We start from the raw sequence: 16,157 nt of genomic DNA on the forward strand, positions 1-16,157 counted from the left end.
AACTTTAAAATCATTCACGATGTACAACGCAGATGAACAATTTGAGAAATTAGGTTTGACATTACCACCAGCACCAGCACCTAAAGGTGTCTATAAACCATACGTTATTGATGGAAAGTATCTTTATCTTTCTGGACATGGGCCGGTACAGGATGATGCTTCCCTGATTATAGGACGGATTGGTAGCGATATCAGTCCCGAGGAAGGGAAACTTGCGGCCAGACAGGTAGGCTTGACGATGCTATCGACGATCACAACCAATTTGGGTTCATTAAATAAAATTAAGCGTGTTATTAAGGTATTGGGTATGGTCAACTGTACCTCCGATTTCTTGTACCATCCTGGGGTAATCAATGGCTGTAGTGAGTTGTTTGCTGCGGTTTGGGGTGAAGAAAATGGAATCGGCACACGGAGTGCAGTTGGTTTCGGCTCTTTACCTGATAATATCCCTGTCGAAATCGAAGCGCTATTCGAGTTATATTAACGAACTGATCATGGAAACTTGGTATCGGGTACAAAATGTCGATCAGGTAGATACACCGGCACTGCTGGTGTATCCAGATCGTATCGTTCGGAATATAGACCGTGCACTGAAGTTTGTGGACGGCCGTGTGGATCGTTTACGTCCACATGTCAAAACCAATAAATGCAAGGAGGTCTGTCAGCTGATGCTGGAGCGCGGGATCAGCAAATTCAAATGTGCAACCATCGCTGAAGCCGAATTGCTGGGTATAGCAGGGGCAAAGGATGTGCTGTTGGCTTATCAACCTGTGGGACCCAAGATTGATCGTTTGCTGCAGCTGATTGAAGCATTCCCCGATACACATTATGCCTGTCTGGTCGATAATGCCGATTCTGCATTACAGCTATCAGCATGCGGAGTGCAAAAAGGGCGACCTATCGCAGTTTATATCGATGTAAACGTCGGTATGGGGCGTACCGGAGCTTCTATTGCACAGATAGAGCGCCTTGTGTTAGATATTCAGCTATTGGATGGAATTCAACTGGTCGGTGTGCACGGCTACGATGGCCATATCCACGATAAAGATTACAAAGTACGTGAGCAACAAAGTCAAAAGGCTTACAGTGTACTTGAAATGGCTTATGTCATGGCGCAGGTTTCCACGACCACTCCATTAACGAAGGTGATCGGTGGATCGCCCAGTTTTCCGTTTCATGCCGAGCGCAGTGATGTAGAATGCAGTCCGGGTACATTTGTGTTTTGGGATTTTGGTTACGCCGAAAATTATGCCGAACAGGACTTTTTAGTTGCCGCTGTGTTGCTGACACGTGTTGTTTCCATTGTAGATCACAGGCATCTCTGCTTGGATCTTGGCTACAAGTCTGTTGCCAGCGAATCGCCGCAGCCCCGTGTCAAATTTTTTGACCAGCGGATCGGTGAGATCAAAATGCAGAGCGAAGAACATCTGGTCGTTGAAGTCAGGGACAGTGCCGACTTTAAGATAGGTGATGAACTGTATTGTGTGCCGCGGCATATCTGTCCTACAGTTGCCTGTTACGACGAATTGCAGGTCGTCAACAATGCCGTTGTGGATCAGGTCTGGAAGGTGCTTGCACGAGGTAAAAAGATAAATTATTGATATGTACGAATTTGAAATGCCTTTTGTGGTTGATGCTCACTTAGACTTGAGCATGAATGCTATGGAGTGGAATAGAGATCTCCGGCTACCCATTCAGGAATTGAACCGAAGGGAGCAGGGGATGGAAGATAAGCCCGACCGGGCAAAAGCTACTGTTACTTTTGAGGAGCTACGCAAAGGAAATATCGGTATCGTTGTAGCCACGCAGATTGCACGATTTGTCCGTCCGGACAGTACTTTGCCGGGTTGGTACTCGGCAGAGCAGGCCTGGGCGCAGACACAGGGGCAATTGGCCTGGTACAAGGCCATGGAGGCTGACGGACACATGAAAATGATTAAAACAAAGAGCGATTTGGATCGACATCGTGCATTATGGTCCCAGGGAACTGATCATTCCAAGAAGCCCATCGGTTACCTGCTGAGTTTGGAAGGTGCCGATTCTCTGGTGGATATCAGTCATGTGGAAGTTGCCTACAATCACGGTTTGCGGGCGATCGGCCCGGCACATTATGGGCCGGGGAGATATGCCAATGGAACCGATTCCTCCGGTAAACTGAATGCGCAAGGTGTACAGTTATTGCAGGAAATGGAACGATTGGGGATGATCCTGGATGCAACACATCTTAATGACGATGCTTTTTGGGATGCGGTGGGCCGATACAATGGGGCAATCTGGGCCAGCCACAACAATTGTCGGAAGTTTGTGGATCACAACCGGCAGTTTAGCGATGAGATGATCAAGATTCTGGTGGGCAAGGGAGCCGTTATCGGCGTTGCTTTAGATGCCTGGATGATGGTGCCCAACTGGGTACGTGGTATATCTGATCCCAAATCTACCAATTGTTCGATGGAAATCATGGTCGATAATATCGACCATATCTGTCAATTGGCGGGCAATGTCAATCATGTTGGGGTAGGGAGCGATCTGGATGGAGCCTTTGGTCGGGAACAATGTCCTTACGATCTGGAGACCATTGCCGATATCCAAAAGGTTTTTGGGATATTGAAACGACGCGGGTACAGCAGCGCTGATCTTGAAAAAATCGCCAGCCAGAACTGGTTGAATTTTATGCGGGATGCCTTACCGGAATAACGGAAAGTCTTACCAGAATAGCAGAAAGTCCTCCTTGGGTAATAGCAGTTCATGATATCTATGGTTTTATTGAGATGCTTAGCATACTATAGTTATCTTCAAAGTTGATGATTAAGGTCATGATCGTTGAAAACACAGATTTAGACCTTTAGAGGTTGGGAGTCCTCTAGAAAGTCACTTCAAGGTTAAGTATTTAGGGCAGATAAAATCAGCTTATGGTAAGCAGATCGTTACATGTAAGGCTGCTTTCGCGGTGGGTATGTCCTCTAAATAAATGATATATTCGTAAACAGAAACAATTCTAAACCACTATGACGTTTACTTTACGCCTCCAATTATCCTTGATGATGTTTTTGGAGTATTTTATCAAAGGAGCTTGGTTTGTCACCTTAGGCACCTACCTGATCAAGTCCCTGAATGCATCAGGAATGGAGGTTGCCAATATATTTTCTACGCAGTCTCTAGGTGCTGTATTTGCTCCTTTTTTTGTTGGCTTTGTCGCAGACCGTTATTTTAATGCGGAGCGGGTGCTCTCTGTTTTGCATCTATTGGGTGCGGCTTTGCTTTATGGGATGTCCCAGGCACCTGATGCCAGCCATTTTTACCCCTATGTCTTTGTGTATTTCATGGCTTATATGTCATCCGTTTCCCTTTCCAACGGTATTGCTTTCCGCCATATCGCAGATGCCAAAAAGTATTTTCCGGGGGTAAGGGTATGGGGGACAATCGGTTGGATCTGTTCGGGGCTTGTGATCAGCTACTTGTTCCGTTGGGATAGTCCAGAGGCAATAAGTCAGGGAACCCTGCACAATACCTTTATTTTGGGAGCGGTCTGTTCCCTGCTTTTGGCATTGTTTAGCCTATTTCTTCCCAAAACTCCACCGCAGATACGGGTTAAAGATGAAAAATTTGATTTTGGAAAAGCCATTGGTTTAGATGCCCTGGGACTGTTAAAACAAAAGAGTTTCTTGATCTTTTTTGTTACGGCCATTGTGATTTGTATTCCCATTTCATTCTATTATCAGAATGCCAATCCATTTTTGGTCAATGTCGGTATGCCCAATCCTACTGCGAAAATGGCGTTGGGGCAGTTTTCAGAAGCTATCTGTTTGCTGTTGATTCCATTTTTCTTTAGACGTTTAGGGTATAAGAAAATGATTTTATTGGGTATTGCCGCATGGGCATTGCGATACCTGTTCTTTGCTTTTGGGGATGGACAGGAAAAGGCCTTTCTGCTTATCTTAGGTATCGTTCTACATGGAATCTGTTATGATTTTATGTTTGTCGTCGGACAGATCTATACCGATCGGATTGCAGGAGAGAAATATAAAGCTTCGGCGCAGGGATTGATTACAATTGCGATGTATGGTGTGGGGATGTTGATCGGATTCTGGGTTGCCGGTGGGGTTTCAGATTACCTCAAAGTGGCCTATGCAGATCAATTCTGGGAATACCTATGGTTTATACCGGCTGGAATTTCATTTTTCTGTCTGCTGCTGTTTGCTGTTTTTTTCAAAGAAGAAAAAACGGTACAGACAGCAGGAGATATAAATTAATTCTAGCGAAGTAATAAAAAAGGCTGCTCAAACGCTGAACTGGCCTTCAAAAGTACTTATCGTACTTTTGGGGTTCATTCTAGTTTTTTTGAACAGCCTTTTTTCTAAAGTAGGGGCTAAATAAGGTCTGATTAAATCATATCAAACCATTGCTGATATTTTTCACCAATAAAAGGAAGGGCTTTTTTCTCGCCCGAGAATGCCGCAATTAAACCCAATATAAGAGCGATCAGTAAGATTATACCAACAACACTCATGATTATTCCACCAATACCCGGGATAAAGCGCAACAAGCCCAATGCAATTCCTGTGACGGTAATGCCGATACTCTGTCTGATGTGGAACTGACCTAAAGAAGTCTTTTCCTTATTGTTCATGATGATGGCAGCGATCAGGCCGATGAGGGTTAAATAGGAAATAATAGCAACTGTTTTGCCGTCGTTTGATGATGTGCTCTGCACTGAGTTTCTCTCCATGATACTTATACGATAAATTGTGATGTAAATGTATAAGGCAAATGTAAAAGAGAAAATCCCTGTTTTCTTTAGCTGAATTCAGGGATATTTAATTTTGTGCAGTATTTACTGCCATTATTTAGGGCAGCAGTGACTATCCTTCGACGCTTTCCAGTAATTGTTTTTCGTGAAGTTCAAAATATTCACCTCTTTTCTCCATTAACTCAAGGTGAGTGCCCTGCTCGACAATCTGACCTTGATCCATGACAAGAATATGGTCCGCATTTTTGATGGTTGAAATCCGATGAGCAATGAAAATACAGGTTTTGCCCTTCATGATGCGGCTTAATGAACGTAAGATGGTTTCTTCGGTTTTAGTATCAACAGCAGATAAGCAATCGTCAAAGATCAATATATTGGGCTCTTTTACCAATGCTCTGGCAATGGATACACGTTGTTTTTGACCACCCGATAGTGTGATACCACGCTCTCCGACAGCAGTGTCAAAACCATCTTCAAAAGCGATAATATTATCATATACAGCAGCGTCTTTAGCGGCTTGTTCGATCTGTTCCTGTGTGAAATGATCCAGTCCGAAACCAATGTTATTGGCAATCGTATCCGAAAATAAGAATACATCCTGTGGGACAAAACCAATTTGTTGACGTAGATTTTTGAAGTTGAGATCCTTTAATGGAATACCATCGTATTGGATATTACCCTGATCTATATCGTACATTCGCAGTAATAGGTTGGCCAAAGTAGATTTGCCAGAACCGGTTTTTCCAATGATAGCCAGTGTTTTTCCAATAGGCACCTGGAATGATATGTTTTTAATGGCCTGAATACCTGTTTCGGGATAGGTGAACGAGATATTTTCTACCTTGATTTCACCTGCAATTTCTTTATCTATTTTCCCATTGGCAATCGGTGATTGGGTTTCAAGGAACTCATTGATCCGTTTTTGTGATGCCGCGGCACGTTGTACCAGCGAGGTCACCCATGCTAAAGACATGGCCGGAAAGGTCAATTGATTGACATAGATAATAAATTCAGCGATGTTTCCGGCTGTGACCGTTCCCTTGGCGACTTCAATACCACCGATATAGATGGTGATGACGGTACTGAGACCGATCAGCAATAAGATAAGCGGAAAGAAAACTGCCTGTACCTTAACCAGATCCAGTGCTGTGTTGCGGTAGACTGTACTTTCCTTTTCAAAATCCTGCATTTTATTCTGCTCCCGGGTATAAGTCTTGATGACACGGATTCCGGCGAAGGTTTCCTGAACAAAGGAGGAGAGGTTTGCCAGCTGTTTTTGGATTTTTAAGCTGCGCTTATTGATGATTTTATTGACAAAAAGGATGATGATAGATAGGACTGGGATAGGCGCTAATGCATAGGTCGCCAGTCTTCCATTCACACTATACATAGCATAAATGACCATAATGGACAGTACCACAGTATTGATTGCATACATAATGGCTGGCCCCAGGTAATTACGTACCTGGTTGACATCCTCCGTTGCACGGCTCATCAGGTCACCCGTATTATTTTTGCGGAAAAACCCGAAATTCAGCTCTTGATAGTGGTTGTAAATCTCATTTTTAAGATCATACTCGATATAACGGGAACACAGAATAATGGTCTGCCGCATAAAGAACAGGAAAATACCGCGTAGGAGTGAGAGCAAGAGGACGACAAAACCAAAGAATAGCAGACTTGTGCCAAACACCTTATAAATAAGCTCCTGTCTATCAAATCCGTCGAATAGGCGGTAGAGATAAATATTTTCCTGTACCAGGTCAAACGCTTCCCGGATTACTTTAGCAGGGAGCACCCCAAAGTAATTGGAAATGATGACAAAAATCACCCCTGGAACCAGTTTCCAACGGTATTTATAAAAGTACTTATTTAAGTAGGCGAGATCCTTCATATTATGGGTACAAAAATAGGACTAATTCGTCAACTCTGCTTTATATTTCGATGAAATTACTGTCATTGGGAAATCAAATGTTAAGTCTTGGATAAAAAAAGATATTATGCACAACGAATAATTTTCCTACTTTTGCATCAAGTACCTTAAAAAATTAAAACAAATTAGAGTAGTACATTTTATGTCAACATCTCAAAATTCTATTTTTGAATTGATGAGCCAGTCTGGCCATCAAAACTTATTTTTCTGTAATGATGAATTAGTGGGCTTAAAAGCTATTGTTGCGATCCATGATACCACATTGGGTCCGGCAATAGGAGGGGTTCGTATGTTGCCATACGAAACTACAGAAGAAGCTATTGAGGATGCTTTACGTTTATCCAAGGCCATCACCTATAAATCGGCAATCACTGGATTGAATTTGGGTGGCGGAAGTGCTGTTATTATTGGTAACAGTCGTTTGGACAAATCTGAGGTTTTATTGCGCCGTTTGGGCCAGTTTATCGAAGGATTGAATGGTAATTTCATTGCTTCTTTGGATGTAGGTACCACCCAGCGTGATCTAGAATATATTTATACCGAGACAGATCATGTTGCCGGTTTGCCAAAAGCAATTCACGGCAGTGGCGTTGGAGATACTTCAATTTTTGCAGCCCAAGGTGTTTATTTCGGCATTAAAGCCTGCTTGAAAGAGCTATATGGATCGGAGAGTGTAGCAGGCAAAAAAGTTATTGTACACGGAGTAGGTAGCGTTGGTGAGCGATTGATCGCTATGTTGCGTGAAGAAAATGCACGTGTTTACGTGAGTGACATTACAGAAGAGAAAATGCTTAAGGTGGCGGCTAAATACAAAGCAGAGCCAATCCCATACAATGAGGTATTCGATCATGAGTTTGATGTCTATTCACCTTGTGCATTGGGCGGTACAGTAAATCCCGAGTCGGCGCAAAAAATGCAATGTAAAATCATTGCAGGTTCAGCAAACAACCAATTGAAAGATGAGGTAGCGACAAGCACTATTCTTCACGAAAGAGGTATTTTGTATGCACCGGATTACTTGATCAATGCAGGTGCATTGATTAGCTGTTATTCAGAAATTCAGAATTATGGAGTAGATCACACGGAGTTTGTGATCAAAAACATATATAATGCGACCAGAGACGTGTTGAAAAAATCAAAAGAAGAGAATATCTCTACTTTTGAAGCGGCCAATCGCATCGCGGAGAAGCGTATCCAAGATATTAAAAAAATCAAAAGATAGTCTTCTTTCCAAAATCGTTCTTATTTATTAGTTTATAAAAAATCGTTCTTTAAAATTACTATGTTAAACAGGAGACACCTGAGGGTAAAAGTAGTGCAAACGCTTTACGCGTACAGTCTTACAGAAGACAAAGACATCAAAACATTTGAGAAAGCACTATTAAAAAATGTGGATGAGGTCTACGAGATGTATATCTGGACACTGAATCTATTGGATGAGGTATCCGATTATGTATTGATAGACGCAGAGGGCAGAGCCAACAAGTTTTTGCCAACTGAAAAAGACTTGTCTCTAACGACCAAGTTAAGTACAAATACTTTTATTGAGTCATTAAGACAAAATCCGCAATATGCCGAAGGAGTCAAAAAATATAAGATTTCATGGAGCTTTGATCCGGAGATCGTGCGTACAGTGTTTTTGCAGTTGAAAGATTCTGAAGCTTATTTGGAGTATTTACAGCAAGAAGATCGTTCAATCGGTACAGAAAAAGATATCATCAAACATATCTTTAAAAAGATCATTTTGAAATCACCAGTTATCGAGCAGGTTTTTGAGGAGAAATTTATCAACTGGCCTGTAGATAAAGAAGTGTTGCAAGCATTGATCGCGAAAACTTTTAAGAACTTCAGTTCAGAAGATCCGCGTAAAAACAAGCTTGCTGAAATCACGCAAAACTGGAATGATGATAGCGATTATGTCATTGCCTTGTTGGGTAAGACAATCCGCAATACAAATGAGTATCAGAAACTGATCTCTGATAAGACAAAGAATTGGGAATCAGATCGTATTGCGTTGATGGATACCTTATTGATGCGCATGGCAATATGCGAATTGGTGAATTTTCCATCTATTCCTGTGAAAGTGACAATAAATGAGTATATTGAAATTTCTAAGGTATTCAGTACATTGAAAAGTAATACATTTATTAATGGTATCTTAGATAAAATATTAAGCGACTTGAACCAACAGGGAAGAATCCAGAAGGCAGGTCGTGGTTTAAGGGATTAAAGATCAATCAACAAATGAAGAACTTTAGTAAATATTCAGTTTTAGCCTTGGCATCAGTGCTTTTCTTTTCTTGCGGAAATTCTCAAAAAGGAAAAGAAGAAGCTGCTAAGACAGGAACTGAGGCAGTAGCAACAGACAGTCTTTCTAAAGCTGCGGCACAATTGGGTAAGATAGAATTTGCAGAGTCGGCTTTCGATTTTGGCCAGGTCAGAGAAGGTGCAGAAGTGAAGCACACATTCGTATTGAAGAATACGGGTGATGCGCCGGTTATTTTGTCCAAAGTGACTGCTTCTTGTGGCTGTACACAGCCTGAGTTTTCAAAAAGCCCAATTTTAGCGGGAGGAACATCGGATATCCATGTGACTTTCAAGAGTGAGGGACAGGTCGGTAAGCAGCAAAAGATCATCACGATCCAATCGAATGCTTCCAACGGTATGACGACTGTTCAGCTAAAGGGCGAAGTATTACCAAAATAACACATTATTAAACGATATAATAACAGATGAATACAGTATTATTACAAGCAGCAGGTGGGAGTAGCATGATGAGTTTTTTACCAATGGTTTTGATCATTGTCGTATTTTATTTCTTCATGATCAGACCACAGATGAAGAAGCAAAAAGACCATAAGAAATATATTGAAGAATTGGGTGTAAACTCTAAAGTTGTTACTACTGCGGGCATCCACGGACGCATCGTAGAGGTATCTGACACTACTTTCTTGGTAGATGTAGGTTCAGGCGTAAGAATTCGTTTTGACAAGTCTGCTATTGCTTTAGATGCTTCAAAAGCTGCAAACGCAACTGAGAAAAGCGCTTCATAAGCGTCATTATCGAAAAAATAGCAAAGCCAGTCTCCAAAAGAGATTGGCTTTGTTGGTTTAGAGGAAAAAAGGTGTATGTAGGCTATTAAATATTTTATCTTTTCTGTACAACTCGTTCATAGATCTTCTATAAATGATCTTTTTCGATCATCTGCAAAGGTAAGTTGCCCCTAAATAGTTCAAATTACTTTTTCAAAAGTAATTTGAACTATTTAGGGGCAATTTGAAAGATCAATCGTATTTTTAATAAACCTAATAATTATATGAAGGGATTGAAAATCAATTTAATCGGATGATATCATATGAGAGTCCATGATACTAATAACATATCAGTTATTGGAGTGAAGATACTTACTTATGGTCAGTGTATAAGGCATTTATTCCAGATTGCCATAAAATATATTCTTTGCTTCATATTTATATGTTATTCTATGCTTTCGAGCGGACAGAAAATATCGAGACTTGAGCAGCTAAATTCTTTGCATTCACTCCTGAAAAAAGAACATTCAATAGATGATTTGAAGGCGGACGTTTATTATCTTAAACAGGTGTTGGAAGCAAATCATCCAAGTCTATATTATTATATAGACAAGAATCAATTGGATGAAAAATTTGACAGTCTGATTAATACACTGGACCATCCTCAGACAAGCATGCAATTTAGGTCACAATTGATGAATGTGATAGGCTCGATTGGTGACGGACACATTGAACTTCAGCAGCAAATTGGTTTTTTGGATTCGATTAACGAAAGTGATCTCTCTCCATACAACATTGAATATATGTTGCCGATAAGGCAATTGCAGCCCAAGGTGATAAATGATAGACTTTTTATATATAGAAATTATTCTTGTGATACGACTGTAAAAATAGGAGCCGAGATCTTATTCATCGACGATATACCAGTTAAGAATATTATAAAAACTTTATTAAGCCATTTTTTAGCCTCCGATGGATATAATACCACATTCAAATATCAGCATCTTAATAACGGGCTTTTTAATGAGGCATGCAGAACAATATTTAATTGGGGGGATACGGTGAAAATAGCCCTAAAACAAGATGGAATTATTAAAATGGTTTCATTAACAAGGAAATATAGGTCAGACTTTCCCGGAAATTTTGTTTTTTATAATGATAATCCTATTGTCTCTTTTGACGATAATTGGCTTATAAATAGTCAAAATGATCCGCTAATTTTGACTATTGGACGATTTGCAAATGCAGATGGTGACAGGTTCTATCACGATCTTTTTCGAGAAGCACAGAGACAGCATATCGAAGATTTGATAATTGATGTTCGAAATAATAATGGTGGAAGTTTAAATAGAGTAAAGAAATTACTATCATATTTAATTGATAAACCGACAGTGTTGATGCAATTGGAAAAGAATAAAAATGTTTTTTTACTGGATAGTATGCTTGCTGTAGATAAAACTATGAAGGATGCTTATGCTAGTATTGATGATCCAATTATGCCTGCGGATAGCTTTGGTTTTAAAGGTAATATCTATGTGCTGGCAAATGGAGCATCTTTCTCAGCGGCGAGTGTGCTTCCTGTTTTTTTAAGTCAACTAAAGAATGTCACACTGGTCGGAAATGAAACCGGAGGCGGGGGAAAACGAATGACTGCTATATTTTTTCATCAAATTTTACTTCCTAATACTAAACTCACGCTCAGGCATGGACTACTTTCGGTAGCTTTTCCAGGTTCCTCTGCTAGAAAGGGGCATGGTCTTATACCTGACATAAGGATAGATTATAATTTTGATGATTATGTTTTAAAAAAGGATAAAGAAATGGAATGGGTGATGAAGGACATTGCTCACAGAAAATCAATCACGATAAAAAATTAGCTACCGTGATTGAAATAATCATCTATTATGGGCCGTTTGAATCGTTTCTACTTTTTAAAATGTATTTTTAGATGTAAAAATAGTAAACTACTCAGAATTATTATGTTGTAAATTATTTAGCCCCTTGTTGACGATTTCGGCCCTTTGGTAAGATTCCTCGCATCGTTTCTGAAATGTGTTGAACACGGAGATAATAAGATCGAAATAACCGTAATACCTATCCTGGTAATCAAAGACATCGGAGAGCACCTCACGAAACTCTTCCTGATCTCGGTCTAAGGAAACAATATCCACCTTTGCATCGAGATAATTGACGTAGATCTGATGGACATCTTTCCACAATTGTTCGTCGATCCAGCTTTCTATTTCATAGATCATATCATAATGTTGTTCATAGGCTGCATAGGCAGTAGATACTTCACTATGAAGATCTCTCAATTGTTGGTTGTGATCAGTAATACTGCTAAAAAGTTCGCTGACGTCTATGTTAATCTCTATCTCCTCATCATAGTTGTTTAGGGGGAGAACAGAAGGACCTTTGATTTTGAGAAATACCTCCAATATATCCAGATCCTGCTCAATGGGTAATAGGTAGTATTCCAGTTCGGCGATTTTAACATCAATTTCTCCCAGTTGCTCGTTGAGTTTTTTTAGTTTTTGTTGCGCCTCCCAAGTGAGGTCATGCATCAGGTAATGTGCCGACAAACCTTTAGTTTCGAACTCCAGTTGGGGTTTATCCCGATCAAAGCGGAGAATAATTGGCCGCAATGGATGGTCTTTGACAACTTCTTTCATAATTGTAGTATTTTATGTTTTGCATCCTATGTGTAGGATAACCGTCATCTCCATCCTGTTGGCTGGCTGTTTTTCTATTCTGCCAGTAATCAGGTAGGAGAGACGGAAATTCATTCTTATCCAAGACAATTTGCTTCCGCCACAATAGATTATTCTTTCTGTTGGTGGCGGAAGCTGAACGCTAGAATGCGATGAGGATTACAGCACGAAGCTGCTTGTGGTATCACTGTAGTTTGGCGCTGGATCAATCCCTAGATAGGACACCCTGAACTCGTACTCCTTGAACGTCTCAAGTCCATTAAGGATACAAGTACTTTTTGTACTCAGCTGTGAGGCCCATGCAGCTTCACTTCCCTTGACCCTGTACTGGAACTGATACATCCGTGCACCTGGCCAGGCTTCGGTCTTTAGGTTAATACGTCCGCTACCGACCTGATCAGGCTCGGCGATCGGACGCTGCGCCTTGGGCACCGAACCGCTATAGGAGCTATTAGCCTTTCTCAGGTTGAATCCCGCGGCAAGTACAATGGTATCATCGTTGTTGGCGATAGTATCCACGTATTTGCCAAGCTCTTTGAGGATATAGACCAGATCCTGTCTTTTTTGCTTGCGGATCATAATCGCTCTTGTATCTCTGTAAGCCGCTTCGGTGGCCGAGTTCCGGAACGCGGTGAGTGCAGCATCTAATGCTGCTAAGGTCGGAACCGGTGTCGGGAATAATGTCGTTTCCTTTGCCATTTTAGTGGCAATTTGTTCAGCAGTCTGCATTAACTGAACATCTGTTTGATCTTTGTCATTAATTGTTAATTGACTCATGATTTTAAAATTTAAAAGTTTGAAAAATATTTAATTGCTAGCAACGATACAAACATACGACAGCGAGGAGGACGTGGAGGGGGTAAAATTCCGCCAAAATTCAGGGCGATATGAAAAACTTTTTGGCGGAATTTTACCCCTAATATCTATCGTTTTATAATGATACTATTTGCAAAAAGTGTGATTAAATCCAATAGGGAGCATATTCGAGATTATAATAATTGAAAGTGGAACTTAAGGGAAAAGTAAAATTCCTTAAGAAGTTTTTGTAATCCCCTGGGGGAAGTTGTCGTCTCCCTAGGAGAAAGGTAAATTTTCCTAAGAAGTTTTTGCGATCACCTGGGAGAAACTAGCGTCACCTAAAGGGAAAAGAATATCCTTTTGGGAAGTTTTGATAATTCCCTAGGGGAAATCGGCATTCCCCTAGGAGAAAGGTGAATTTTCCTAAGAAGTTTTTGCGATCACCTGGGAGAAACTAACGTCACCTAAAGAGAAAAGCAAATCCTCTTCGGAAGTTTTGGTAATCCCCTAGGCGAAATCGGCATCCTCTTAAGGGAAAAGTAAATTCTCTTAAGAAGTTTTGGAAATCCCCTGGGAGAAACTGGCTTCCCCGTAAGGGAAAAGATAGTTTCTCTAATCATCATCCTCTTTGTTTTCTATTTTGGATAGTGGTGGATGTAGTTTCCGCTCGATGGCGGGTGTATGACCAAAGTAACGAACATAAGTTTTGATAAAATATTTGGCGGTAGAGAATTGCAAGTTAAAGGCGACCATATCTACAGATAAATCTGTTGTTCGGAGCATTTCACGTCCTTTATAGATCCGGATGGTTTGAATGGCTGAGTTTACTGTAAGGTTTTTATCTTTAAATATACGATATAGAGTACGCTCGCTGGTCAAAAGTGCAATTGCAATAGTTTGAATATTGATTTCCTCATCCATATAATGTCCGAGGATATAAGCTTTAGCGCGATGTAGTAGGGAGATATCGTCCTGCTGCTTGGATTTTTATTGTTCAAGTAGATCACCGTGGTAGATTTCAAGTAGGCTGGTTGTATAAAATTGGAGCCTAGTATTCATCGAATAGACTGAGTATTTAATTTTTTCGATCAGTTCCAATACTTTTTTGATCCGATAGCCGATCCTTTGTGCTGGAAAGACCTGAGTAGAGATCGACGGATCTATTTGTAAGGTATTCCATTCCTGCGCTATGATAGTTGGGGCTTCGATTTCTATTCCGATAAAGACCATCCATGCCTTACCGCCTTTCAATTGGCAAGTGACCTCTTTTTCGGTATTAAAATAGCCGCGATATTGTTGCTGATCTAGTGTCGAATGGTCAATGTTTTTGAGCGATAAAGAGCCTAAGAACTGGAAAGCAAACCAAAATGTTGTCCTGCTATTGCTGAGATCGAAATTCCAATCCCTTTCAAAGGTTCCCTTTATTTCCAAAAAAGTCTGTACACCTATCTTTTTGCTGGCAATGTATTGATTTTCGTTTTGTCGGATCGGTTTCTCGTCAGTCAGAAAATTAAAACACAATCCTTTTGGTATCGTTTGATATTCTGCAGGAGGACTGTGGTCATGTAGATTTATGCTATTTGTAATCAGCATCTATTTTTAAGTATAACTGGTTCGTTTTATTAAATTAGGGAAAAAAACAAGGCTGAAATGCTAAAAGAAGGTAAATGGTAAATTTTAATATTTAAAGAAATTTTCTATAAATTAAAGGTTTATGTAGTCAATTATGAAGATAAATATTGGCACTCGGGACAAAAGGCTGAAGGTATTGACTAACCCTGCTGTATTGATGGTATTTTCTAATCTATAACTACCTGTTGACATAATGATGTCAGTTCAGAGGGCTAATTTTAAGCAAAAGAATACATTATGAGCAATCTAAAACTGTTTGACGGACAACATTGTGAAACTACAGCCACTGGAACTTTACTGCGGCAACTTGGAATTGAACTTTCCGAACCCATGCTTTTTGGAGTTGGGGAGGGGCTTAGTTTTATCTATTGGAATATGAAAACAATGGATTTCCCTTTTTTGGGTGGACGCATCAAGACTGATCTGTTGACAAAGAATCTTTGTAAAAACCTCAACCTTGAGCTGTCTGTAAGGGAGACTACCTCGAAAACCAAGGCCTGGCAACAGGTCAAACAGTTTTTGGATGGGGGGCAAATCGTTGGGCTCAAACTTGATGCCTACTACCTTGAGTATTTCACTAATCCGTTCCATTTCGCTGGTCATTATGCTGCGATTTACGGTTATGACAATCAAAATGCTTTTTTGATCGATACCAGACAACAGGGTGGAAAAGTCAAAACCTCGCTCGAAAGTCTGGCTTTGGCGAGAGCTGAGAAGGGGCCAATGGCATCGAATAATTTATACTACACAATACAGCGAACGAATGAAGACTTTGACTTAAAAAAGTCCGTCATTACTGCTATTGTTAACAATGCAAACGAATACCTGAATCCGCCCATCACAAATATTTCTTACAAGGGAATTTTGAAGACGAGCCAGGAGCTCATAAAATGGTTTAATAGGAGTAAGGATGTAGCCACCGAATTTAAAATGGCTGCCAATCTGATGGAAAAAGCCGGCACTGGCGGTGCATTGTTCCGAAATTTATATCGCGATTTCCTAAAGGAAAGTTATGACTTGCTCCGGATTGAGCAACTTCGTGAAGCATATCAGGAATTTGTGGAAATAGCTTTGTTATGGAAATCCGTTTCAGACTTATTTTATCAAATCGGTGGGACCGCTCGGATTGAGTATATAGAACAAGCTTCGGAAATACTCAAAATCCTAGCTGATAAAGAGAAAAAGGCTATGGAGTGGTTGGGGACGTTAAGTGGATATTGAACTTTTGGAAAAATATCGAACAATCAAACGGTAAGGATAAATTTAGTTTATAGAACCGATTAAAGTCAATTTGGGAACAATAT

General features: G+C 40.4%; 16 protein-coding genes. 10 read left to right on the forward strand and 6 right to left on the reverse strand.

Features of this window, described 5'->3' with window-relative positions; translation table 11 throughout:
- Positions 1 to 19: 19 nt before the first annotated feature.
- The 4 genes from M2408_RS00070 to M2408_RS00085 all read left to right on the forward strand — a co-directional run bounded on the left by M2408_RS00070 (position 20) and on the right by M2408_RS00085 (position 4,250).
- Complete coding sequence (locus tag M2408_RS00070) at positions 20 to 484, forward strand: RidA family protein (RefSeq protein WP_259178124.1); 465 nt, start codon at positions 20 to 22, stop codon at positions 482 to 484.
- Between the two features lie 10 nt (positions 485 to 494).
- Positions 495 to 1,601, forward strand: a complete 1,107-nt coding sequence (locus tag M2408_RS00075; protein ID WP_259178126.1) for a D-TA family PLP-dependent enzyme — start codon at positions 495 to 497, stop codon at positions 1,599 to 1,601.
- A 1-nt stretch (position 1,602) separates the two neighbouring features.
- Positions 1,603 to 2,694 (forward strand): dipeptidase, encoded by a 1,092-nt coding sequence (locus M2408_RS00080; protein WP_259178129.1) that lies wholly within the window; start codon positions 1,603 to 1,605, stop codon positions 2,692 to 2,694.
- 311 nt (positions 2,695 to 3,005) lie between these two features.
- Positions 3,006 to 4,250 (forward strand): MFS transporter, encoded by a 1,245-nt coding sequence (locus M2408_RS00085; RefSeq protein WP_259178130.1) that lies wholly within the window; start codon positions 3,006 to 3,008, stop codon positions 4,248 to 4,250.
- 131 nt (positions 4,251 to 4,381) lie between these two features.
- Here M2408_RS00085 and M2408_RS00090 read toward each other — a convergent pair whose 3' ends face one another.
- Together M2408_RS00090 and M2408_RS00095 are read right to left on the reverse strand one after the other, a co-directional pair.
- On the reverse strand, positions 4,382 to 4,726 hold the full coding sequence (locus tag M2408_RS00090; protein ID WP_259178131.1) for a hypothetical protein: 345 nt from the start codon (positions 4,724 to 4,726) through the stop codon (positions 4,382 to 4,384).
- A gap of 133 nt (positions 4,727 to 4,859) precedes the next feature.
- Positions 4,860 to 6,641: an ABC transporter ATP-binding protein gene (locus M2408_RS00095; RefSeq protein ID WP_259178133.1), complete on the reverse strand. Its 1,782-nt coding sequence runs from the start codon at positions 6,639 to 6,641 to the stop codon at positions 4,860 to 4,862.
- Between the two features lie 181 nt (positions 6,642 to 6,822).
- Between M2408_RS00095 and M2408_RS00100 the strand changes: the two genes are divergently transcribed.
- The 5 genes from M2408_RS00100 to M2408_RS00120 all read left to right on the forward strand — a co-directional run bounded on the left by M2408_RS00100 (position 6,823) and on the right by M2408_RS00120 (position 11,589).
- Positions 6,823 to 7,902, forward strand: a complete 1,080-nt coding sequence (locus tag M2408_RS00100; RefSeq protein WP_120258321.1) for a Glu/Leu/Phe/Val dehydrogenase — start codon at positions 6,823 to 6,825, stop codon at positions 7,900 to 7,902.
- A gap of 60 nt (positions 7,903 to 7,962) precedes the next feature.
- A complete protein-coding gene (nusB, locus tag M2408_RS00105) occupies positions 7,963 to 8,910 on the forward strand; it encodes a transcription antitermination factor NusB (protein WP_108632211.1) in 948 nt (315 codons plus the stop codon).
- A 14-nt stretch (positions 8,911 to 8,924) separates the two neighbouring features.
- Positions 8,925 to 9,386: a DUF1573 domain-containing protein gene (locus M2408_RS00110; protein WP_259178142.1), complete on the forward strand. Its 462-nt coding sequence runs from the start codon at positions 8,925 to 8,927 to the stop codon at positions 9,384 to 9,386.
- A gap of 26 nt (positions 9,387 to 9,412) precedes the next feature.
- Positions 9,413 to 9,733: a preprotein translocase subunit YajC gene (gene yajC / locus M2408_RS00115; RefSeq protein WP_120258318.1), complete on the forward strand. Its 321-nt coding sequence runs from the start codon at positions 9,413 to 9,415 to the stop codon at positions 9,731 to 9,733.
- Positions 9,734 to 10,164: 431 nt separating this feature from the next.
- Positions 10,165 to 11,589, forward strand: a complete 1,425-nt coding sequence (locus M2408_RS00120) for a S41 family peptidase (RefSeq protein WP_259178144.1) — start codon at positions 10,165 to 10,167, stop codon at positions 11,587 to 11,589.
- A gap of 87 nt (positions 11,590 to 11,676) precedes the next feature.
- Here M2408_RS00120 and M2408_RS00125 read toward each other — a convergent pair whose 3' ends face one another.
- From M2408_RS00125 to M2408_RS00140, 4 genes are all read right to left on the reverse strand, one after another.
- Positions 11,677 to 12,384, reverse strand: a complete 708-nt coding sequence (locus M2408_RS00125) for a hypothetical protein (RefSeq protein ID WP_259178146.1) — start codon at positions 12,382 to 12,384, stop codon at positions 11,677 to 11,679.
- 198 nt (positions 12,385 to 12,582) lie between these two features.
- Positions 12,583 to 13,200, reverse strand: a complete 618-nt coding sequence (locus M2408_RS00130; RefSeq protein ID WP_259178147.1) for a fibronectin type III domain-containing protein — start codon at positions 13,198 to 13,200, stop codon at positions 12,583 to 12,585.
- Between the two features lie 633 nt (positions 13,201 to 13,833).
- Positions 13,834 to 14,142 carry a helix-turn-helix transcriptional regulator gene (locus tag M2408_RS00135; RefSeq protein WP_259178148.1) on the reverse strand — a complete coding sequence of 103 codons (309 nt, stop codon included), beginning with the start codon at positions 14,140 to 14,142 and terminating at the stop codon, positions 13,834 to 13,836.
- Between the two features lie 66 nt (positions 14,143 to 14,208).
- Positions 14,209 to 14,814: a hypothetical protein gene (locus M2408_RS00140; RefSeq protein WP_259178156.1), complete on the reverse strand. Its 606-nt coding sequence runs from the start codon at positions 14,812 to 14,814 to the stop codon at positions 14,209 to 14,211.
- A 276-nt stretch (positions 14,815 to 15,090) separates the two neighbouring features.
- Between M2408_RS00140 and M2408_RS00145 the strand changes: the two genes are divergently transcribed.
- On the forward strand, positions 15,091 to 16,074 hold the full coding sequence (locus tag M2408_RS00145) for a BtrH N-terminal domain-containing protein (RefSeq protein WP_259178157.1): 984 nt from the start codon (positions 15,091 to 15,093) through the stop codon (positions 16,072 to 16,074).
- Positions 16,075 to 16,157: the final 83 nt, after the last annotated feature.

It is taken from the genome of Sphingobacterium sp. BIGb0165, from assembly GCF_024810095.1.
GTDB classification, from domain to species: domain Bacteria; phylum Bacteroidota; class Bacteroidia; order Sphingobacteriales; family Sphingobacteriaceae; genus Sphingobacterium; species Sphingobacterium detergens.